The sequence below is a fragment of the Amycolatopsis sp. NBC_01286 genome (assembly GCF_035982555.1).
Taxonomy (GTDB): Bacteria; Actinomycetota; Actinomycetes; order Mycobacteriales; family Pseudonocardiaceae; genus Amycolatopsis.
Genome location: NZ_CP108428.1, coordinates 5,240,329 through 5,261,712, shown reverse-complemented (window position 1 = coordinate 5,261,712; position 21,384 = coordinate 5,240,329). Strand labels below are relative to the sequence as shown.

The 21,384-nt window shown below is 70.2% G+C and carries 21 protein-coding genes; 16 read left to right on the top strand and 5 right to left on the bottom strand.

The features are described from left to right. Positions 1-9: 9 nt before the first annotated feature. From OG570_RS25270 to OG570_RS25260, 3 genes are all read right to left on the bottom strand, one after another. A complete protein-coding gene (locus tag OG570_RS25270) occupies positions 10-381 on the bottom strand; it encodes a winged helix-turn-helix transcriptional regulator (RefSeq protein WP_326943088.1) in 372 nt (123 codons plus the stop codon). 40 nt (positions 382-421) lie between these two features. Further along, positions 422-997 (bottom strand): TetR/AcrR family transcriptional regulator, encoded by a 576-nt coding sequence (locus OG570_RS25265; RefSeq protein WP_326951604.1) that lies wholly within the window; start codon positions 995-997, stop codon positions 422-424. Between the two features lie 66 nt (positions 998-1,063). Continuing rightward, positions 1,064-1,504, bottom strand: a complete 441-nt coding sequence (locus OG570_RS25260; RefSeq protein WP_326959755.1) for an SRPBCC family protein — start codon at positions 1,502-1,504, stop codon at positions 1,064-1,066. Between the two features lie 23 nt (positions 1,505-1,527). Here OG570_RS25260 and OG570_RS25255 point away from each other — a divergent pair, with 23 nt between their 5' ends. The 8 genes from OG570_RS25255 to OG570_RS25220 all read left to right on the top strand — a co-directional run bounded on the left by OG570_RS25255 (position 1,528) and on the right by OG570_RS25220 (position 9,470). After that, positions 1,528-2,058, top strand: a complete 531-nt coding sequence (locus OG570_RS25255) for a TetR/AcrR family transcriptional regulator (RefSeq protein ID WP_326943090.1) — start codon at positions 1,528-1,530, stop codon at positions 2,056-2,058. A 10-nt stretch (positions 2,059-2,068) separates the two neighbouring features. Then, complete coding sequence (locus OG570_RS25250) at positions 2,069-3,856, top strand: CocE/NonD family hydrolase (protein ID WP_326959753.1); 1,788 nt, start codon at positions 2,069-2,071, stop codon at positions 3,854-3,856. Positions 3,857-3,866: 10 nt separating this feature from the next. Continuing rightward, positions 3,867-4,289: a hypothetical protein gene (locus OG570_RS25245; protein WP_326959751.1), complete on the top strand. Its 423-nt coding sequence runs from the start codon at positions 3,867-3,869 to the stop codon at positions 4,287-4,289. Then, positions 4,286-4,474, top strand: a complete 189-nt coding sequence (locus tag OG570_RS25240) for a hypothetical protein (protein ID WP_326943093.1) — start codon at positions 4,286-4,288, stop codon at positions 4,472-4,474. Before OG570_RS25245 ends, OG570_RS25240 begins: the two co-directional genes overlap by 4 nt. 45 nt (positions 4,475-4,519) lie before the next feature. Then, positions 4,520-5,206 carry a response regulator transcription factor gene (locus OG570_RS25235; RefSeq protein ID WP_326943094.1) on the top strand — a complete coding sequence of 229 codons (687 nt, stop codon included), beginning with the start codon at positions 4,520-4,522 and terminating at the stop codon, positions 5,204-5,206. Continuing rightward, complete coding sequence (locus OG570_RS25230) at positions 5,203-6,591, top strand: sensor histidine kinase (RefSeq protein WP_326959749.1); 1,389 nt, start codon at positions 5,203-5,205, stop codon at positions 6,589-6,591. The genes OG570_RS25235 and OG570_RS25230 overlap by 4 nt, the downstream gene beginning before the upstream one ends. A gap of 345 nt (positions 6,592-6,936) precedes the next feature. After that, positions 6,937-7,296 (top strand): helix-turn-helix domain-containing protein, encoded by a 360-nt coding sequence (locus tag OG570_RS25225; RefSeq protein ID WP_326959747.1) that lies wholly within the window; start codon positions 6,937-6,939, stop codon positions 7,294-7,296. A 266-nt stretch (positions 7,297-7,562) separates the two neighbouring features. After that, complete coding sequence (locus OG570_RS25220; protein WP_326959745.1) at positions 7,563-9,470, top strand: tetratricopeptide repeat protein; 1,908 nt, start codon at positions 7,563-7,565, stop codon at positions 9,468-9,470. A 350-nt stretch (positions 9,471-9,820) separates the two neighbouring features. On the opposite strand, the gene OG570_RS25215 is transcribed toward OG570_RS25220, so the two are convergent. Continuing rightward, the gene (locus tag OG570_RS25215; RefSeq protein ID WP_326959743.1) at positions 9,821-11,035 is read right to left on the bottom strand and encodes a hypothetical protein; all 1,215 of its coding nucleotides are present in this window, start codon (positions 11,033-11,035) and stop codon (positions 9,821-9,823) included. A 217-nt stretch (positions 11,036-11,252) separates the two neighbouring features. Between OG570_RS25215 and OG570_RS25210 the strand changes: the two genes are divergently transcribed. Further along, entirely contained in the window at positions 11,253-14,288 is a 3,036-nt protein-coding gene (locus OG570_RS25210; protein WP_326959741.1) for an AfsR/SARP family transcriptional regulator, read from the top strand. 400 nt (positions 14,289-14,688) lie between these two features. Beyond that, positions 14,689-15,198 (top strand): hypothetical protein, encoded by a 510-nt coding sequence (locus OG570_RS25205; RefSeq protein ID WP_326959739.1) that lies wholly within the window; start codon positions 14,689-14,691, stop codon positions 15,196-15,198. A gap of 234 nt (positions 15,199-15,432) precedes the next feature. On the opposite strand, the gene OG570_RS25200 is transcribed toward OG570_RS25205, so the two are convergent. Beyond that, a complete protein-coding gene (locus OG570_RS25200; protein ID WP_326959737.1) occupies positions 15,433-15,837 on the bottom strand; it encodes an ester cyclase in 405 nt (134 codons plus the stop codon). An 81-nt stretch (positions 15,838-15,918) separates the two neighbouring features. Between OG570_RS25200 and OG570_RS25195 the strand changes: the two genes are divergently transcribed. From OG570_RS25195 to OG570_RS25170, 6 genes are all read left to right on the top strand, one after another. Next, complete coding sequence (locus OG570_RS25195) at positions 15,919-16,455, top strand: TetR/AcrR family transcriptional regulator (RefSeq protein ID WP_326959735.1); 537 nt, start codon at positions 15,919-15,921, stop codon at positions 16,453-16,455. 253 nt (positions 16,456-16,708) lie between these two features. Then, on the top strand, positions 16,709-17,614 hold the full coding sequence (locus OG570_RS25190; protein ID WP_326959733.1) for a LysR family transcriptional regulator: 906 nt from the start codon (positions 16,709-16,711) through the stop codon (positions 17,612-17,614). A 119-nt stretch (positions 17,615-17,733) separates the two neighbouring features. Continuing rightward, the gene (locus tag OG570_RS25185) at positions 17,734-18,891 is read left to right on the top strand and encodes a CaiB/BaiF CoA transferase family protein (protein WP_326959731.1); all 1,158 of its coding nucleotides are present in this window, start codon (positions 17,734-17,736) and stop codon (positions 18,889-18,891) included. A gap of 90 nt (positions 18,892-18,981) precedes the next feature. After that, positions 18,982-19,731 carry a crotonase/enoyl-CoA hydratase family protein gene (locus OG570_RS25180; RefSeq protein WP_326959730.1) on the top strand — a complete coding sequence of 250 codons (750 nt, stop codon included), beginning with the start codon at positions 18,982-18,984 and terminating at the stop codon, positions 19,729-19,731. Between the two features lies 1 nt (position 19,732). Continuing rightward, entirely contained in the window at positions 19,733-20,479 is a 747-nt protein-coding gene (locus OG570_RS25175) for an acetoacetate decarboxylase (RefSeq protein ID WP_326959728.1), read from the top strand. Next, positions 20,476-21,384 (top strand): 3-hydroxyacyl-CoA dehydrogenase NAD-binding domain-containing protein, encoded by a 909-nt coding sequence (locus OG570_RS25170; RefSeq protein WP_326959726.1) that lies wholly within the window; start codon positions 20,476-20,478, stop codon positions 21,382-21,384. The genes OG570_RS25175 and OG570_RS25170 overlap by 4 nt, the downstream gene beginning before the upstream one ends.

The following is a 21,384-nucleotide window of genomic DNA, read 5'->3' as shown; positions in this document are numbered from 1 at the left end:
TGTCCAGCGTCACGCGGACGCGGGTGTGTGCTCCGCGTCGTAGGCGTCGCGGGCGTCCTGGACCGACGTCATGTGCCGGCGGGCCCACCGGTCCAGCATCTCCAGCGGCTCGGAAAGGTTGCGCCCCAGCGACGTCAGCTCGTACTCGACCTTCGGCGGGATGACCGCGTACGCCGTGCGGGTGAGGATGCCGTCGCGGACCAGGCTGCGCAGGGTCTGCGTCAGGACCTTCTGCGAGATCCCGTCCACGCGGCGGGCGATCTCGGTGAACCGCAGCGGGCCGTCGGTGAGCGCGCCGACGATGAGGACCGTCCACTGGTCGCCGATGCGGTCGAGCAGCTGGCGGGTCGGGCAGTCGCGGTCGTACGGGTCCGGGTGCACAGCGCGTCTCCTCACTTTCCCAAAGAGAGTAACACGCGATTCAGGCGGTGGGAGCCATCAACGTGGCGAAGAGGATCCGCAGGTGGCGGCGCCCGCGTTCCCAGCGCGCGTCCAGCTCGCCCTGGTCGCGGGTGGCCCAGCTGGCGATGAGGATGCCGCGGACGACGTCCATCGCGGTGTACACCGCGTGCAGGAACTCGTGGTGCCCCGCGTGCTCCGGCAGCAGGGCCTTGCCGAACTCGACCAGGCTGGACGTCGCGATCGGCTCGACCACGGCCATCTGGCGGCGCAGCTCGGCGTCGGTCCGCGACGCGACCCACAGCTCCACCGTCGCCGAGAACACCGGCCCCTGGTGCATCTCCCACATCAGCTGCAGCGCGTCGCCGACCGGGTCGGTGGACGCGCGCAGCCGGTCCAGTTCGGCCATCGCGACCTCGGTGCGTTTCGCCGCCAGGTGCCGGATCGCCGAGGTGACCAGGTCGGCCTTCGTCGGGAAGTGGTGCACCTGCGCGCCGCGCGTGACGCCGGCGCGATCGGCGACGCGGGTGGTCGTCGTGCCCGCGTAGCCGTACTCGACCAGGCAGTCGATCGTCGCGTCGAGCAGCCGGACGCGCATCGCCGCGCTGCGCTCCTCCTGGGTGCGGCCGGTCGATCCCCGTCGTGGCGCTGACATGTGCCCACTTTATGGGGCGACGCGTGCTTCGGTCGCGGCGACCAGCCCGGCGACCACCCGCTTGATGAACACTCCCAGGATCTGCCGGTAGAACCAGCCGGTGCCGGGGATCTTCGCGGTGAACGTCGAATGCCAGTGGACCTCGGTGCCGCCGTCGACCGGCGAAAGGTCGACGTAGGCGACGTAGTCCCGCAGCGGCAGGCCGTGCTCCAGCGCGTAACCGAACCGGCGGCCGGGCTCCAGCGCGACGATCCGCTCGTACGACCGGGTGCGGCCGGTGCGGAACAGCCGGACCGCGCCGAGCCCTTCCGGCTCACCCTCCCCCTCGCTGACCAGCTCGAACGACTCCAGCGGCGACCACGTCGGCCAGCTCGCGCCGTCGCGGAGGAGGGCGTAGACGGTGCCGGCCGACGCGGACGTCCGGCCGCGGACGGAAATGCTCTGTACCATTCGGTACGTGTACCATCTGGTACATGATCGACACAAGCCCGCGCGCCAAGCTGCTGGACGCGGCGATCGACCACATCGCCCACCACGGCGGCGCGAGCAAGAGCCTGCGCGCCCTCGCCGCCGGCCTCGGCACCAGCCACCGCATGCTCATCTACCACTTCGGCTCGAAGGAAGGCCTGCTCACGGCGGTCGCGCGCGAGGTCGAGGCCCGGCAGCGCACGGCGCTGGCCGACGTCGGCGAGGGCCGCGAGTTCTGGCGGCGGCTGACCGACGAGGACCTGCGCGCCAACGAGAAGCTCTTCTTCCAGCTCTACGGCCAGGCCCTCGGCGGCACCCCGGGCACGACCGAGTTCCTGGACGGCGTCGTCGACGACTGGCTCGGCCCCATCGAGGCCCTGCTCGCGCACTACGGCGTCCCCGAGGCCGACCGGCCGGCGCACGCCCGGCTCGGCCTCGCCGTCACCCGCGGCCTGCTGCTGGACCTCGTCACGACCGGCGACCGCGAGGCCGTCGACGCCGCGATGGAGCTTTTCCTGGCGGCGTACCAGAAGTGATACTGGCGCCATGCGGCTGACACTGGGGTTCCTGCTCGCGCTGGTCACGACGGCGGTCCTCGCGCCCGCGGCGGCGGCCGAAACCGGCCCGGTCCGCGCGACGGCGTGGGTCGAAACCGGCGCCGACCTCGACCACGACGGCAGGCCCGACCGCGTCGCCGCCGACGTCGTCCGGCCCGCCGGGCGCGAGCGCGTCCCGGTGATCCTCGACGTCAGCCCGTACTTCGCGTGCTGCGGCCGCGGCAACGAGTCCCAGAAGAAAACGTTTGCGCCGGACGGCACCCCCGAGCAGTTCCCGCTGTTTCTCGACAACTACTTCGTGCCGCGCGGGTACGCGGTGGTGCTGGCCGACGTCGGCGGCACGAACCGCTCGTCCGGCTGCTTCGACGACGTCGCCGACGGCAACGCCGTCGTGAACTGGCTCAACGGCCGGGCGAAGGCCTTCGACGCGCCCGACGGCGGCCGCCCGGTGACGGCGGACTGGGCCACCGGGGACGTCGGCGCGATCGGCAAGTCCCAGGACGGCGCCACCGCGATCGGCATGGCCGCCTCCGGGATCCCCGGGCTGAAGACGATCGTGCCGATCGAAGGCGTCGCCGACAACTACGCCCAGCTCGTCGCGAACGGCGCGCCCTTGGCGACGCCGGACAACACCGGGTCGGCCTTCACCTACAACGACCGCGCGGCGCGGTTGTGTCAGCCGTTCGAGGCGGACGTCAAGGCGCGCATGGGCACGAACGGTGACTACAACGCCTATTGGCAGAGCGTGAACTACGTCCCGCGCGCCGGGCGGGTGCGCGCGAGCGTGCTCATCGCGCAGGGGTTCGGGGACAGCGTCGTGGGCCCGGACCAGTTCGCCGCCTACTGGGCCGCGCTCGGCCGGGCGGGGGTGCCGCGCAGGGCGTGGCTGAGCCAGGCCGGTCACGTCGACCCGTTCGACCTGCAGCGGGCGCGGTGGGTGGACACGCTGGGCCGCTGGTTCGACCGCTGGCTGCGGGGCGTCCGCAACGGCGTCGAGCACGAGCCCGCCGTGCACCTGGAAACCACGCCGGACCGGTGGACGGACGTCCGGGCCTGGCCGCCCGCGACCGCCGCCACGACGTTCCGGCCGGCGGCCGACGGCACGCTCGGCCGGCGTGGTTCCGGCACGGCCACGGTCGTCGACGACCCGGCGGTCGGCCGCGAGCAGTGGGCGGCCGGGACGTCGGCCGCGCGGTTCACCGGCGCTCCCCTGACCTCGGCGGTACGGCTCGCCGGGACGCCGTCGGTGACGATCACCGCGTCGTCGGACAAGCCCGCCGCCCGGCTCGGCGTCGCGCTCGTCGACTACGGCCCGGCCGACGTGCGGAACACCGCGAACTACGGCAGCGGGATCAAGACCCTGACCACCCGGTCGTGCTGGGGCGTGAGCCGGCCCGGTGACAGCGCGTGCTTCCTGGACACCGCCACCGACCTGGTGCACGCCGACCACCAGATCGTCGCCGCGGGCTGGGCCGACCTCGGGCACCACGCGTCGCTGCGCCACGGCGAGCCGCTCGTGCCGGGGCGGGCGTACCCGATGACGTTCACGCTGAGCAGCCTCGACCACGTCGTCCCGGCCGGGCACCGGCTCGGGCTGCTGCTCGGCGGCACCGACGGGCAGCTGTTCGACCCGGCGCTGCCGGTGCTGGGCGACACCCTGACGTTCGACCTCGCGCGGACGTCGATCACCGTGGGCCTTACACAGCCCGAACATCAGGCGCACGCCGCCCGAACACCGGCCCGCCAGAGTTCTCCTCGTACCCGGAAACCTTCCTGAGGGAGACACCATGCGAGGACCCATCTGGACGCGGCGGCTGGCACTGGCGGGCGCCGGGAGCGCGGCCTGCCTGCTGGCGCTGGCGCCGCTGGCCTCGGCCCAGACGACGTCCCCGGCGCCGGTCGCGCCGATCACACTCAGCCCCGAGGAGTCGCAGCAGGTCTGCGGCGACTGGGTGCCGAAGCTGCAGAAGCGGGCCGACAACCTGGAGAAGCGGATCAACGGCGGCGCCGAGGTCGCCGGCTCGGTCGCCAACCTCAAGGCCCGCGCCCAGGACCAGCGCACGGCGGGGCACAACGACCGCGCCACCAAGCTCGACGAGCGCGCCACCAAGCGGCAGGGCAAGGTCGGCGAGCTGACCACCGCGAAGCAGAAGCTCGACGCCTTCGCGTCCGCCCACTGCAAGCCGGCCGCCCCGGCGCCGACCAAGTGAGGGCGGCGAGGATCGCGGCCGCGGTCGGGGCGGCCGCGCTCATCACGCTCGGCTGCTCGGCCTGCCGCGACAACCTGATGGGCTCGCCCGGCTCCGGGACTTCCCCGGCGTCGTCCGAGCTGAGCGGCATCGAGTCGACGCTCAACGGCGTCGAGTCCGACATGAACGACGACGGCTCCCCCTGACCGGCTAGCGTCTCCCCGGGGGCGACGGCGGAGACGGGAGCAGCAATGGGGTCACCGGGGCGCGGCCTCGTCCTCGTGGTCGAGGACGAGGCCGCGATCGCCGAGCTGGCGGCGCTCTACCTCAAGCGGGACGGCTTCGGCGTGCACGTCGAGGCGGACGGCGGCCGCGCGCTCGACGCCGTCCGGCGGCTCAAGCCGGTGGCGATCGTGCTCGACATCGGACTGTCCGGAATGGACGGTATCGAGATCTGCAAGACGCTGCGCGCGGCCGGGGACTGGACGCCGGTGCTGTTCGTCACCGCCCGCGACGACGAGCTGGATCGCTTGCTGGGCCTGGAGATCGGCGCCGACGACTACCTGACCAAGCCGTTCAGCCCGCGCGAGCTGGCCGCCCGGGTCCGGACCGTGCTGCGACGCGCGTCCGGCGCGGCGCCGGCCCCGTCGGCGTTCACCGTCGGCGCGGCGCGCGTCGACCTCACGAGCCGCCGCGCCTGGGCCGGCGAGACGGAGATTTCCCTGACGTCCACGGAGTTCGACCTGCTCACGCACCTGCTCCGGCACCCGGGGCAGGTGCTTTCGCGCGACCAGCTGCTCAGCGCCGTCTGGGGCTACGCCGCCGCGGCGGGCACGCGCACGGTCGACGTCCACGTCGCGCAGCTGCGGGCGAAACTCGGCGCGGCCAGTCCGATCAGGACGGTCCGCGGCATCGGCTACGCGGCGGACCCGGCGTGAGGTACCGCGGGACGCTCGCCGGGCGGATCACGCTCGTCTGCCTCGCCGTCGCCGGGATCGCGGTGATCGTGGCCGGGTTCGTGGCGGCGCGGCTGATCCGGACCACGGCGGACAACGTGCTGCAGTCGTCGCTGTCCGCGCAGGCCGACGTCGTCGCGTCGCAGCTCGACGAAAGCGGCATCGGCAACCGGCTCGGCGTCGGCAAGGTCGCCGACGTCGTCCGCGGCCAGGGCATCTCGGTCGTGGTGCGGCGCGCGGGCGGCCAGGCCGTCGGGGACGCCGTGTCGGTGCAGGCGGCGGCGAAGGCGGGACTCGGCGCCGCGCACTCGGAGCGGGTGCTGGTCGCGGGCGCGCAGTACCTGGTGGAGACGCGGGCGGTCGGGACGCGCGGGGCGGCGTTCGCGCTGGTCCTGCCGGCGCGCAACGCGGAGACGACGCAGCGCGCGCTAGTGCGGAACATCGCGTTCGCGCTGGGGATCGGGCTGCTGGTGGCGGCCGCGGCCGGGTTCGTGTCCGGGCGGTTGCTGGGCCGTCCGCTGCGCCGGGCGGCCGCGGCCGCGGGGTCGCTGCGGGCCGGCCGGCGGGACGTCCGGGTGCCGGTGGAGGGACCGCGGGAGGTCGCGGAGGTGGCGGGTTCGCTGAACTCGCTGGCCGACGCGCTCGCCCACAGCGAGGCGCGGCAGCGGGACTTCCTGCTGTCGGTGTCGCACGAGCTGCGGACGCCGTTGACGGCGGTGACGGGCTTCGCCGAGGCGATCGCGGACGGCGTCGCGTCGGGCGACGACGCCCAGCGCGCCGGGCAGACGATCCAGCGCGAGGCCGCGCGGCTGGAACGCCTGGTCACGGACCTGCTGGAGCTGGCCCGGCTGGGCGCCGACGAGTTCAGGCTGGACGTCACAACCCTGGACCTGGGCGCGCTGCTGCGCGACTGCGCCGAGGTCTGGCAGCTGCGGTGCGCCCGCGAAAACGTGCAGCTGTCCGTTACGGCGCCTTCGTCCCCGGTCCCGGTGCGGGCCGACGCCCGCCGGCTGCACCAGGTCGTCGACGGCTTGGCGGAGAACGCCCTGCGAGTCACCCCCTCAGGCGCCCCCATGGTCTTCTTCCTGTCTTTGTCCGGCCCCAACGCCCAGCTTTCGGTCCGCGACGGCGGCCCGGGCTTGGCCCCGGAGGACTACCCGGTGGCGTTCGAGCGCGGGGTCCTGAACGCCCGCTACCGCGACCGTCGCCCGGTCGGCTCGGGCATCGGCCTGGCCTTGGTCCACGCCCTGGTCACCCGCATGGGCGGAGACCTGACCGCGGGCCCGGCCCCCGAAGGCGGCGCCGCGTTCACCATCACCCTCCCCCTGGCGGCGACGTCCGCCACCGTGCCGCTCCCCCGCCCCTGATTTCCGCAAGCCGGGGCCCGGTCACCGGGGTTCGGCCACGATTCGCCCGGATGCGAATCCAGCCCGGGCAGTTCAGCGCAGTGCGACCGAACGACTCGTGAATTCACTGGGCAAGCGGCACCCACGCACTCGGTTGGTGCTCACTCTCCGTCGAACTCGGGCACGGTCGAACACCCAACGGATCTAGCGAATAGCTCGGCGATCCTGTGTTCGTGACCACCCATCCGCGCCAAGCGCGTAACTTTATGTTCAATCCCAGCGACAGAGAAACTCGGTGGGTGCCCACTTCGACAGCGCTCAGCGACCGAATCTCCATGCACAATCACTGTGACGGGAGTACGGAACTTGACGGAGGAACGAAAGCAACGCGGCGACCGGGAAGCCGCGGATCCCGGTGAGCGGGACCGGAGTTTGGCTCGCGCCTACGAACTCGGGGCCTCCATCGAAGAGCTCGCCGAGCAGGAAGGTCTGAGCTACACGTGGATGCGGCGGAAACTGCGCAACGCGGGCGCCGAGCTGCGGCGCAGACCCGCCCCGAAGCCTTGCCCGATTCCCCTGGATCAGCTGGCGGACGAGTACCACGCGGGAGCCAGCATTATGGTGCTGGCCCGGACCTACGATTTGTATTACAAACGAGTCCGCGAGCTCCTGCTCGGTCACGGTGTGCAGTTGCGGCCCTCGACTCGCGCCAAACCCGACCCTTGACCTGATTGTGCCGTGGGTCACTCGCCGGTTATTCACCTCCCGTGCAGGTGCACGGGAACTTTTCGTGCTTTCGAGTGGAAACTCCGAATTCCACCAAAAGTATGCCCGATCGGCGAGTAAACAGAGAAGTTCGGGACTTGCGGGGGAGATCTCGGATGGACGAGCAGGTAGAACGGTCACGCACACCGGAAAGAGAAGGACCAGGCGCGGGGCCACCGTTCCAGCTACCGGCCGCAACCGGGCGCCTGGTCGGCCGCGATGTCACCTTGACCAAGCTGGACGAGCTCTGGGACCACCGCGACGTTTCTCGTCCGCTCGTCGTGCTCGACGGCATGGGCGGGGTCGGAAAAACCGCAGTGGCGACGCACTGGCTGCACCTGCGCCGCGCCGGCTTCCCCGACGGTCTGCTGTACGCCAACCTCAGTGAAGCGGACGGCAGCCCGGTCACCCCCGAGGATGCCCTGCACGGCTTCCTCACGTCCCTGGGCCTGCCGGCGGCCGAGGTCCCGACGGGGCCGGGCCGCCGGTCGGCGATGTTCCGCGCATTCACCGCCGAACGGCACCTTGCGATCCTGCTCGACGACGCCGTGTCGGCGGCTCAAGTGCGCGCCCTCCTCCCGGCCACATCGTCGGTGCTGGTGGTGGTGACCAGCCGGCGCCGGTTGGCCGGCCTCGGGATCGACGACGCCACGCTGATCACGGTCGAGCCCTTGGAACCGGACGCGTCCGCGGAACTGTTGCGCGAGACGATCGGCCGGGAGAGGCTGTCGGCCGAGCCCGCCGCGGCCGACCTGATCATCGCGGCCTGCGGTGGCTTGCCCCTGGCGCTGGGTGTAGTGGCCGCGCGACTTCGGGCCCGGCCGCTCCGTCGTCTCGAGCGCGAAGCGAACAGCTACGTCCGGCACCTGGAAACGGCTGACGCGGTCCCGGAAGACGTCCGCGACGTCCAGGCGGTCTTCGACGCGTCGTATGCCGAGTTGCCCGGCGGCGCCGCACGGCTGTACCGCGTGTGCGGGCTGCACCCCGGGCCTGAGGTCGCGCTCGAGACCCTGGCCGACGTACTCGGCTTCCCGCTCGAACGGATCGAAGACGACGTCGAGGCCCTGGTCGGTTCGAACCTGCTCGCCGACGCCGACGCTGACCGGGTCACCCAGCATGAACTGCTTCGGCGGGACGCCCGGAGCCGGGCCGAGCGGGAGGACAGTTCCTCCGATCGGCGAGCGATTGCCCGGGGTTTCGTGCGCTGGTACCTCGCCCGGGCCCAGCTGGCCGACACTGTGATCCACCCGCACCGGCAAAGGTTCGCGCAGCCGGACACCGCGGGCTCGCCGACTTTCGGTAATCGGGCTTCGGCACTCGCGTGGTGGCGCCGCGAGCTGTCCACACTCCGCGCGGCCTTCGCCGAGGCGGACCGGAACCAGTGGGACGAGGAGACGTGGAAGTTCTGCGAGGCCTCTTGGGGCTTCTTCCTCCACCACCGTGACTACGAACCCTGGCTTTCGATGAACACCGCGGGCGTGGCCGCGGCACGGCGATGCGCGAAACCACTGGTCGAAGCCCGGCTCAGATCCCAGCTGGCGTTCGCCTACGCGAAACTCCACCGGTACGACGAGGCCGTCTCCCAGAACATGACTGCCCTGCGGCTGAGCGAGCAGGAAGGAGACGGCCAGACGCGCGCGACGGCGCTGTCGCAGCTCGGACGGGCCACCCGAGGACAAGGTGACCTGCCGGGCGCACTCGGGTTCTACCGGCAGTCAGTGGCACTGCACGAGCAGCTGGGCAATCGCCGCGGCGTGGCGTTGGGCCGGCGACGCTGCGGCGAAGTGCTGTCCGAGCTGGGCCAGACCGGCGAAGCAAGCATCGAGCTGGAGGCGTCCGCGAGCCTGATGGACGAACTCGGGGACGCCAACCAGCACGCCCGCGCCGTCATGGCACTCGCCGACATCCGGGAACGCGACGGCCGCCCGGGAACGGCGATCGAGATGCTGTCGGCAGCGTTAGCGGTCGTCGAACGCCTCGACTCTCCTTACTACACGGCCGAAATCCTGGCCTCGCTCGGCCGGATCGAGGGTCGCCATGGTCGTGATGAGGAGGCACGCAACCACCTCGCCCGGGCTCGTGAGCTCTACGCCCGGACGCGGGATCCACAAGCCACCGCCAACGACGGCGAGTGAACGCAGCTTGTCGACCCAGTCACCGGGCACAGCGCGGTTGGCGAACCAGCGCACGCCGGCATCAGGCAGGCCGAGGGCACAGCCACCGGGAAACGCGGACACCGCCGCTTCCGCTCCTGGGGAGGCGCGCAGTGCGGCCGTGACCCGCTTCCCTGCGGGCTCGGCCGAAGCGGCGTCCCGGCACAGCACCACGTCTGCGCAGGCGAACCAGGATCGCGACGCACAGTCGTCCACCACGACGAGCACATCAGCCCAGGCCTTCCGATGACGGCCGAGCCGCACCCGCAGCACACCCGGCACGCCCTGGCGACAAGCGACGGCCGGCGGTCCGGGCGCCACCACCCAGCCGGTCACGCCCCCGACTGCCAGGGCACCGGAGCCGGCAGCACCGCCGGCTCAGCCGGTTCACGCGGCTCGGAAAGCTCCATCAGCCGGTACATCGCCTTCCGCAGTGCCGCGGCCGCGGCATCCGGCCGAGAGGTGATGGCCGCGGACACCGCCGCCGCCACCTGGTCCCGCGCCTCGACGGCGCGTCCCACTTGGTCGACGAGCGGCTGATCGTGCCGCAACCCCGGGGCCCCTCGCCGCACCAGATCGCCCAAGCTGCCCTCTCGGAGCGCGTCTCCCGGGTGCGCGGCGACCGTGACCGGGCACCCGATCGCGGCAGCGTACGCAGTCGTGGACCCGTGGTCCCCGATCACCCAGTCGGACGCGATCATCGTTGCCTGCCAACCGGCATCGGGTGGGATCAGGAGCAACCCGGCGCGAACGCACGAGGAGAACCAGGCTGCCACCTGCCGCTTCCCGTGCACCGTCCAGACGAGGGGGTGCAACACTGCCGCGACCGCATAACGGTTCGATGCGAGCGCGTCGCAGACCGATCGTCCCAGCTTGGGCAGTTGCCCGAACACCGAATCCGTCGACCAGGTGGAACTGATCGTGACCAGGTGCTGGTCGGATCCGACGCCGAGGCGGTCGCGGTACTGCTGCCGGCGGAACGCGCTGGCGCGCATCCTGTCGAGGCAGATGTCCCCGGTGACGTCGGCGCGGGACAGGACTTCCGGACAGAGGTCGCGGACGGCGTCGCGCTCGGCCTCGGTGCCGAGTGCGAGGACCGACGGCAGGATCCGGCCGCGGTAGGTGAGCAACTCCCGGTCGAGACCGGTGGCCGGCGCCGCCGTGGCGCCGGCTTTCCGGCTGAACCGGTACGACTTCAGCGCGCCGGCCCCGTGGCTGACGAGGAGGATCGGCCCGCGCAGTTCTGCCAGGTGCCGGTGGCTCGCGGTCAGCACGAGGTCGAACCGGTGCTGGATCGCCTGGTGCCAGGGCAGCACCAGGCCGTGCTGTGCCCGCACGAACTCTTCGACGCCGTACCAGCTGTCGGTGTCGTGCGGAACCGTGAACAGGATCTGCACCCGATGGTCGGTCTCGAGCAGCGGCACCAGGTCGAGCAACCGCGTGCCCGCGGCCATCGTCGGCACCACCACCAACGCCGTCCGGCAGCCGGGGCGGGTGACCCGCAAGTGCGCACCCACCCCTATCGGCCCGCGAATCCATTGATCCATCTTCGTGCTCCCTCCCGTATTCGGCACCCTCGGGAGCAATCGTGCAATGGTCGTCCGGCAAGCAACTTCCAGCTAGTGGACAAAATGCTGACAAAGGATCACCTGCGTCCCGCGAAAGCGTGTTTCGGCGTCTCTGACGTGGATTTATCGCTGCGAGAGTGCCAAAATCGACAACGACGAAGCGAAGGTGGGGCGCTTCGACGGGAGGGGAAGCAGAATGGAGATCGCGTTCGGAATTCTCGGGCAGACAACGATGCGAATGCACGGGAACCTGACCGTGAAATGGTCTCATCGGCGCGAGCGCAACATCACGGCGGCGCTGCTGACCCAGCCCGGCAAGCGTGTCTCGATCGAGTCCCTGGTCGACTGGGCGTGGAACGACGACGAAGAACACCCCCGGTCGCCGAAGGGCGCACTTTACAAGTGCGCGGCCAGGATCCGGCAGGCGCTGGAAGGCGCCGTCGCGCCCGCGACCCTGGTCGCGGACAACGGTGGCTACCGGCTGGACGTCGACCCCGATCTCATCGACTACCACGTCTTCCAGCGGATGATGCGCTACGCGCACGGGCTCAGCGACCAGGGGAACCACCAAGCTGCCTCCGAAGCCGCGCGGAACGCACTGGCCCTGTGGAACGATGAGCCGCTCGCGGGCATCACGTCGGCGGCCGCCGAAAACTGGCGCGTTTCGGTGACGGACAACGACTGGATTCCGGCCAGCACCTTCCTGCTCGCCGAATTGCTCACGGCCGGGCATCCCGCGGAGGCGCTGGGACTGCTGGACCAGCTCGGGCACGCGTACTCGACGGAGCTCTGGTTCGCGAAACTGCGACTCCAGGCGCTCACCGCGATCGGGCGCTACCGCGCGCGGGACGAGTACTTCCGCGAAATGTACCGGACGTTCCGGCAAGACCACGACGTCCAGGCCGCCGACGATCTCCGCGCCCTCAACGAACACCTCCGCACGCCCGAACGCCTCGCCGGGCCGACGGACGACGACGGACCCGACCTGGCCCCGCCGCCCGGCATCGCGTCGGCACCGTTGCGGGAAATCCCCCGCGACATCGGCCACTTCACCGGCCGGGACGACGTGCTGGCCAGCCTCGACGCCGCGATCGTCCCCAGGCCCGGGCCGTTCACCCCGGCCGTCGTCACGCTGACCGGGCCTCCAGGGGTCGGCAAGACGAGCACAGCCGTCCGATGGGCGCACCGCACGGCCGACCGCTTCCCCGGTGGGGTCGTGCTTGTGGACCTGCACGGGGTCGGACCGGGGCTGCGAGTCGAATCGGCCGACGTCGTCGACAACCTCCTGTCGGCCTCGGGCTACCCGGTCGACCACATCGTCGGTGCGGCCGGGCGTGCCAAACGGTTACGCGGCCTGCTGAGCGACCACCCGATGCTGGTGGTGCTGGACAACGCCCGGGACACCGAACACATCGAGACGCTGCTGCGTGTCCTGTCGGACTGCGCGGTGATCATCACGTCCCGGCAGCGTCTCACCCGGCTTGCCCGGCAGCACCACAGTCCGGTCATCACGCTGGCGCCGCTGGCCCCGGAGGCCGCCGTCGAGTTGCTCGACCGGAGACTGGGCAACCGGCTGGACCGCGAACCCGAGGCACTGGCGAATCTCGCCACGTTGTGCGGCGGAATGCCGCTCGCACTGACGATCGTCGCGGAACGAGCCACCGTCCGGGCCGGAAGCCGGCTCCGAACCCTCGTCGACCAGCTGAGGGATCCCGCTCTCTTGCTGACGATCGGCGATGACGGCGACGGCGACGACGGCAACCTGCTTTCGGCCTTCTCGTGGTCGTACCAAGGACTCGATCCGGCGGCGCAGGACACGTTCCGTCTGTTCGGCCTGCACCCCGGGCCCGAGGTGGGCGCCGAGGTGCTGGCCGCTGCAGGCGGCGTCGAGGTGGCCGCGGGACGGCGTGCGCTGGACATCCTCGTTTCGGCGCACCTGGTGCAGCAGCCGAACGACGGCGACCGGTACCGCATCCACGATCTGTTCCACCACTTCGCCCGGACGCTGGTCAACAGCGGCCCGGAGGCCGACGCGGCCCGCAGCCGGATGGCCTCGTACTACCTGCACACCGCGCACAACGCCCACCGGATGGTCTACCCGCACCGCGGCATGGCCCCGATGCCGGAGGTCGAGCAAGGTTGCGCGCCGACCCGGTTCACCGATCCGGTCGGCGCGATGCGGTGGTGTCTGCGGGAACGCGCGAACTTGAACGCGATGGTGACGTATTCAGCGGACCACGGGCTCCACGGCTACGCCTGGCGGCTACCCCACGTCACCGGGGCGATCCTCAACCGGTTCGGGTTCTACGACGACATCATCGCGGGACTCGTCCAGGCCGCGCGTTCGGCCGCTGCTCTCGGTGATCACATGGCGGAGGCGGCGAGCCTGAACGACCTCGGCTACGTCAGCCTGCTGGCCGGGTACGACGACGTGGGCGAGGTCTACCTCGAACAGGCCCTCCACCTCGCGACCGTCCACGTGATACCGATCGGCACCCTGACGGTGCGGCTCAACATGGCCAGGTACAGCCGCCACGCCGGGCGCCTCCCCGAAGCCGTCCGGCTCTACGAACATTGCCTCCACGAAGCCCGGACCGCGGGAGACGCCGAACGGCAGGCCACCGCCAGCCACGAACTCGGCAAGTCCCTCGTGGAATTCGACCAGGGACACCGCGCGCTGCACCACTTCCATCGCGCCCAGCACCTGCGCACGATCATCGGCGACGACGCCGGACTGCTCGCCACGCTCACGGAACTCACCGACCAGTACCGGCGGCTGGGTGAGTTCGCCACCGCGGAAAAGCACTGCCGCCAGGCCTTCCAGCTGTCCACCGCCGTCCGCGACCTGGTCGCCACGATGAAGCTCTACACGGTGCGCGCGCACTTGGCCTCGGCCCAGGATCGACACGACGAAGCGTTCGCTTTCGCGCGAGACGGCCTGGCACTCGCCTTCCGCGCCCACACTGCGACTGCCGAAGCCCGTGCGCTCACGACGTTGGGTCACGTGCTGGCATCACGAGGCGACCTCGGCGAAGCACGCGCGGCCTGGAGACGCGCCGTGCAGCTGTATCGCAACCGTCGGCGCCACGCCAAAGCCGAGCAGGTCGAGCACGCGCTGGCCGTGGCCGGCCCGGAGCCGGAAATTCCCGAGGCACGAACTGCCGACAAAGACACGGTGTCCCTGCCCGCACCCACGCGACACTCCGCGACAAAGGACCACCTTAACGGGTGATAGTCACCCAATCCTCTCTGTCGCCTCCCTCTAACGGACAGCTTTAAGTACTGGTAGAGGCCGCCTTGAATCTTTAGGGGCTCCGCCTTCGGGCGAGACCTCCACCGCAAGGGGCTTGCTTATCTCCGCAACGAGCCATAATCTTCAGCAATCCCGAGTGTCGTCGGGCAAGCGCCAAAGGCACTTCCGACCGCACCACTTCCATGAGGAAAGCCAGAGGAACGACTGTGTTCGACTCCCCGCACCCCACATGCACCCGCCTGCGCCCGGATCCCGAGGCTCACGGGTTCTTGTTCCCCCTTTGGTGGTGGTGCTAGGCCGTAGTGACAGCGCCCGGCGGACGAATCCCGGGCGCTTCCTTTTCGCGTACCACCAGGGTCGAGCCGGATACCATGGCTTCATGAACTCGACGGCACCCTGGTGGGGAAGTGGCTTGTTCGCACTGGCCACCGGATTGCTCACAGCGCTCACCGCGGCACTGGCCACGACCCTCCCGAAACGGACTGAACGGCGGCTTGAGCAACGCAGGCTTTTCCGGGAGCACAAGGAAAAGATCTACCCGGACTTCATTGCCGCTGCCTACGAGATCGTCGCCGCACCCCTCTGGGAGGACACCCAAGAAGCCGGACGACGACGCCTTGATCGCCTCGGTGGATTGGGACACCAGATCGCTTTCTTCGCCCCCGAATCCACCGAGGCGGCCGCGACACCCGTACTTCGCGCAGCGACCGAGCTCACCGATCTGACCGTGACCATCCGGAGGTCGAGCAAACCCGGCCACCAAGGTACCGTCGACCAACGTTTTTCCGCGGCCTACGATGACGCCTTGGCTAACCTGCGCGTGTCGGTCACGGAGTTCACGAAGACGGGTCGAGACGACCTCGAAATCTCCGGCTCACGCCACACCTGACCCGCCTCGTCGGCGTCGTTTGAGCGGCGCCGCGTTCACGATCACTCTCCCCAGCACCGTCGGCAGCCAAGGCTCCCGTTCACGCCCGTAACCTGCCGTGTCAACCCTCCCCAATCACGAGAGTCGACCTCCCGATCACACGTGATGCCTCTCCAATCACGCGAGATCCGCCTTCAATCACGTGAGTCACGCGCTCGATCACGCGAGATGCGTGTCCAAGCACGCGGCGTCGCGTCAGGATGGTGGTGCCAGCTGGGCCGCGCGGTCGGTCACGTCCATGACGGCCCAGTGCTCGACGACCCGGCCGTCGCGGACGCGGATCATGTCCATGCTGGTCACGGCGTAACTGCGGCCGGTCGATAGCTGCGTTCCCGTGCTCGTGTAGCGGTTCACCGAGAACTCGCCGTCGGCGACGTTGCGCTCGACCCGCACGCCGACGTCGCGGAAGTCGGCGAAGAACTCGCCGTCCAGCATGGCTTCCCACTTCGCGCGCCAGGCGTCGATGCCGTGGTGGTCACCGCCCGCGCCGCCGCGGTGGTCGACCACGTCCGGGTCGATGTAGTGCAGGCCTTCGGCGACGCTCTCGGCCGTGAACGGCGTCAACGCGATCAGCCGGCGGTGGACTTCGGCGGCGTCCATGGACACTCCTTAAATGGGGACTTCCCCGGTTAGGGTTCGGCTACGCTAACCGGGGATATCCCCACTTGGCAAGGGAGCAGCATGACGGCACGGGCCCGCAGGTCGGACGCGCGGGACAACCAGGCGCTGCTGCTCGCCGCCGCGAAGGACGTCTTCGCCGAGGACGGGCCGGACGCGCCGCTCGACCGCGTCGCCCGCCGCGCCGGCGTCGGCAACGCGACGATGTACCGGCACTTCCCGAACCGGCGTGAACTGGTCGTCGCGGTGTACGCCGACGAAGTCGCGGAGCTGCGAAGCCGCGCGGACCTCGACGCGGACGACCCCGGCGAAGCGCTCTTCGCGTGGCTCGGGCTGTTCGTCGAGCACGTCCGGACGAAGCGCGCCCTCGCGCTGTCGCTTGCCGATCCCGCGGGCGAGCACGAGAGCCTGTTCGCCGGCTGGCACGCCGCGATGAACACGACCGCCGCCGCCCTGCTCGGCCGCGCCCGGGCCGCCGGCGCCGTCACCCCCGACGTCACCGAGCTGGACCTCCTCCTGCTCGCGACCGGCATCGCCCTCTCCGGCGGTGAGCCCGCCCGGCTGCTCGCCCTGGTCCGCCGCGGCGCGTCGGCCGACTGAACGCGTACCGGGACGGCGAACTCGCGTACCTGGACAGTCGGTTCGCGTACCCAGAGGGTCGGCTCGCGTACCTAGACGGTCGGCTCGCGTGCCTGGAGGGTCGGTTCGCGTGATCCGACGCGTGACTCGCGTGATTGAAGACGTATCTCGCGTGATTGGGCGCGTGACTCGCGTGATTGGAGGGGGATCTCGTGTGGTTGGGGGCGTGGCACGTGATGGGAGGGGTGACGGCGTGGGTCGTTAGGGTCTGGGGATGGAGATGCTGCACCTGCGCTACTTCGTCGCGGTCGCCGAGGAGCTGAACTTCTCGGCCGCGGCTCGGAAGCTGCACATGGCCGCGTCCCCGTTGAGCCAGCGGATCAAGGACCTCGAACACGAACTGGGCCAGCAGCTGTTCGACCGCAGCACCCACCACGTCACGCTCACCGCCGCCGGGACCGCCCTGCTGCCGCTCGCGCGGGACGTCCTCGAGCAGGTCGGCGCGATTCCCTGGAAACTGAAGGAGGCAACGCGGCCGCAGCGCAGCACCATCTTCCTCGGCATGCCCGCCGGGGTGCACCCGGACCTGCGGGACCGCGTCAACGCCCTCGCCGAGCTGGTCAAGGCGCGCTACGAGGTCAAGCGCTGGCCCGGCACCACCGCCGACCTCGTGCAGGGCGTGCACGACGGGAAGCTAGCGCTCACCCTCGCCCGGCTGCCGGTCACCGATCCGGCCCTGGAGCAGCTGCCGGTGATGTCGGAGCGGCTCGGCGCGGTCGTCCCGGCCGACATGTTCGCCGGGCGGGACTCGGTGACGCTGGCCGAGCTGGCCGAATTCCCGTACGTCGCCTCACCCGGGGACATCACGCCCGCGTATTTCGACCAGCTCGACCACCAGTTGAGTGAATTGGGCGTCAAGAACCGCATTCGCCTGACCAACACCGGTTACGGCGGAACGTCCGAAATCATTTCCAGCGGCGAAGCCTTTTCCATTTCCATGCTGGACGACCGGAGCCCGATGCACGGTTACCGCCTCGACAACGTCATCGTGCTGCCGTTCACCGACTTCCGGCCCCAGCTGGACACCGGCCTGCTCTGGCGCCGCGACCGCGCCGACGGCGACCTGCGGGAACTCGTCGAAGCCGCGAAAGACGTCTTCAAGGAACCGATCGCCACCTAAACCACAATGGTATGACCGCCGCGGTCACACCATTGTGCGCATCATGATCATTCCCTTTCATCGTCATCGCGCCTAGCTTCGTAAGTAGAGCAACGAAGCAAGGCGCGAAAGGACGAATGATGACGGACATCACCCCGACCGCCGCCGGCCCGCTGGACGGCGTGCGCGTGATCGACCTCTCGACCGTGGTCATGGGCCCGTACGCGGCCCAGATCCTCGGTGACCTGGGCGCCGACGTGATCAAGATCGAGTCCCCCGCGGACACCGTGCGGGTGGGCCAGTACCGCACCACGCCGGGCATGACCCCGCTGAACCTGAACGTCAACCGCAACAAGCGCAGCGTGGCCCTCGACCTGAAGGACGACGCCGAGCGCGAGCAGGCGCTGAAGCTGATCGACACGGCCGACATCCTGATCACCAACATGCGCCCCGGCGCGCTGGCCCGCCTCGGGCTGAACTACGCCGACGTCGCCGAACGCAACCCCCGCCTGGTCTACGCCCACGCGCAGGGCTTCCGCGGCGACTCCGCGCAGGCCGGCAACGCCGCCTACGACGAGACCGTGCAGGCCTCCTCCGGCCTGGTCGACGTCGCGAACCGCGCTCTGGGCAAGCCCGTCTACCTGCCGACGATCATCGGCGACAAGGTGTCGTCGCTGACCATCGCCTACAGCGTGCTCGCCGCGCTGGTCCACCGCGACAGGACCGGCCAGGGCCAGCAGATCGAGATCCCGATGACGGACACGCTGCTCGCCTTCAACCTGGTCGAGCACCTCGCCGGGCACACCTACGAGCCGGCCGAGGGTCCCACCGGCTTCGCGCTGTCGATGACGAAGGGTCACGCCGCGGTCCCCACCAAGGACGGCCTCGCCTGCGTGATCCCCTACAACCCCAAGAACTTCCGCGACTTCTTCGCCGCGGCGGGCCGCCCGGAGCTGGCCGCGGACCCGCGTGTCAACGGCGAGGCCATCGACCGCGCCGACAACGAGTGGCTGACCCAGCAGATCGCCGCGTGCGCCCCGGCGCTGACCACCGAGGAGTGGGCCGAGGTCTGCGCGAAGCACAGCATCCCGATGGCGCCGGTGCTGGAGCTGGACCGGGCGCACGAGGACCCGTACGTCCGCGACGGCCACCTGCTCGACGCCGTCGAGCACCCGAGCGAGGGCACCATCCGCACGGTCGGCATCCCGGTGAAGTTCTCCGCGACGCCCGGCTCGATCCGCCGCCTGGCCCCGCTGGCCGGCCAGGACACCGCCGAAGTCCTCGCGGAACTGGTCTGAACCACTCGCACTTTCCCGGCGAAAGTGATCCGGAGGCCGTAACTCCGGAACACTTTCACGGCGAAAGTGGCGTCAAGGGAGTGTGAAGTCATGAGCAACACCGAAGTACGCACCGAGCGGATCGGCAGCACCCTGCTGATCACGATCGACCGGCCGCAGGCCCGCAACGCGGTCAACGCCGCCGTCGCCGCCGGGCTGGCCGCCGCGCTGGACGAGCTGGAAGCCGACCCGGCGCTGCGGGCGGGCGTCCTCACCGGCGCCGAGAACACCTTCAGCGCCGGCATGGACCTCAAGGCCGCGTTGAAGGGCGAGTCGCCGGAGATCCCGGGACGCGGGTTCGGCGGTCTCACCGAGGCCGAGCTGACCAAGCCGCTGATCGCCGCCGTCGAAGGGTTCGCCATGGGCGGCGGGTTCGAACTGGCCCTGGGCTGCGACCTGATCGTCGCCGCCGAAGACGCCAAGTTCGGCCTCCCTGAAGTGAAGCGTGGCCTGATCGCCGCCGGTGGCGGCGTGATCCGGCTGCCGAAGCGGATCCCGCACCACCTGGCGATGGAGTTCCTGCTCACCGGCGAGCCCGTCACCGGCCGCCGCGCCGGCGAGCTGGGCCTGGTCAATCGCGTCACCCCGAGCGGCGACGCCGCCGCCGTCGCGCTGCAGCTGGCCGAGAAGCTGGCGGAGAACGCGCCGCTGGCGCTCGCCGCCGTCAAGAAGATCGTGCGAGCCGCGGATCCCGCGGCCGTGCAGGGCGAAGAAATCAAGAAACTGATGCAGTCCGCCGACGTCCGCGAGGGCATGACCGCCTTCGCCGAGCGCCGCGCTCCGAAGTGGACCGGTGAGTGACATGAAGATCGACGAAGTCCGCAAGCACGTGACGACTCCCCTGACCGCCCCGGCGTTCGCGCCCGTGGTCCCGAGGTTCACCAATCGCGAGTACCTGAACATCGTCTACCGGACCGACGCCGGCGCCCTGCGCGCCGTCGTGCCGGAGCCGCTTCAGGTCGAAGAACCGTTGGTGCGCTTCGAGGTCATGAAGATGGGCGACGTCTCCGGCTACGGCCCGTACACCGAGTCCGGCCAGGCGATCGAGGTCAGCTTCGACGGCGAGCGCGGCGAGTACCTGCACGCGATGTACCTCGACAACTTCCCGGCGACGGCGTCCGGGCGCGAGGTGAGCGCGTACCCGAAGACGGTCGGCAGCCCGAGTCTGTATGTCGACAACGGCGTCCTGGTGGGCACGCTGGACTACGGGACGCTCCGGGTGGCGACCGCGACCATGGGCTACAAGCACCACGAGCTGGACGTCCGCGAAGCGGAGAAGCAGATCACCGTCCCGACGTTCATGCTCAAGACCATCCCGGACTACGACGGCACGCCGCGCGTGCAGGAGCTGGTCCGCACCGAGATCACCGACGTCGTGGTCAAGCAGGCCCACACCGGCCCCGCGCGGCTGCAGCTGTTCCAGCACGTCCTGGCCCCGCTCGCCGACCTGCCCGTGCTGGAGGTCGTGTCCGCCAGCCACATCCTCACCGACCTGACGCTCGCTCCGGTCAAGCCGGTCTTCGACTACCTCAAGGGAGCCCAATCATGAAGAACGCGGCAATCATCGGCGCCGGCACCATCGGCCTGTCCTGGACGGCGCTGTTCGCCCACCACGGCCTGACCGTCCGCGTCAGCGACCCGCGACCGGACCTCGCCGACGCCATCACCGACGCACTCGAGACGTTCGCCCCGCACCTGGGCACGACCGCCGGCGAACTGGCGAGCCGGGTGCACATCGCCGCCGACGTCGCCGAAGCCGTGAAGGACGCGGATGTCGTGCAGGAGAACGGACCTGAGAACGTCGAGTTCAAAAAGGACCTGTTCGCGACGCTCGTGAAGGAGGCCCCGCAGCACGCGTTGCTGCTGAGCTCGTCGAGCGCCATCCCCTCGACGGCGTTCACCGGCGACCTGGGAGACGCGTCCAGGGTCCTCATCGGACACCCGTTCAACCCGCCGCACCTGCTCCCGCTGGTCGAGGTCGTCCCGGGCGAGCGCACCAGCGACGAATCCGTGCAGCAGGCCGTCGACTTCTACACCTTCCTCGGCCGGACGCCGGTCGTGGAACACCAGGAAATGCCCGGCTTCGTCGGCAACCGGCTGCAGAACGCGCTGAGCCGCGAGGCGATCTACCTCGTCGAGCAGGGCGTCGTGACGCCGGAGGACCTCGACAAGGTGATCACGAATTCGCTCGGCATCCGCTGGGCCACGGTCGGGCCGTTCCTCGGCTCGCACCTGGGCGGCGGCCCCGGTGGCTACCGGCACATGTCCGAGCACATCGGCAAGTCGATGAAGCAGATGTGGGCCGGGCTGGGCAATCCCAGCCAGAGTCCCGAAGAGCAGGAACGGCTGATCGAAGCCGTCGAAAAGGCTTACGGCTCCTCCACGTACTCGGAACTCGCCGAGACGCGCGACCGCAAGCAGCTCGCCGTTTTGCACGCAGTGGAGGAGAACTGA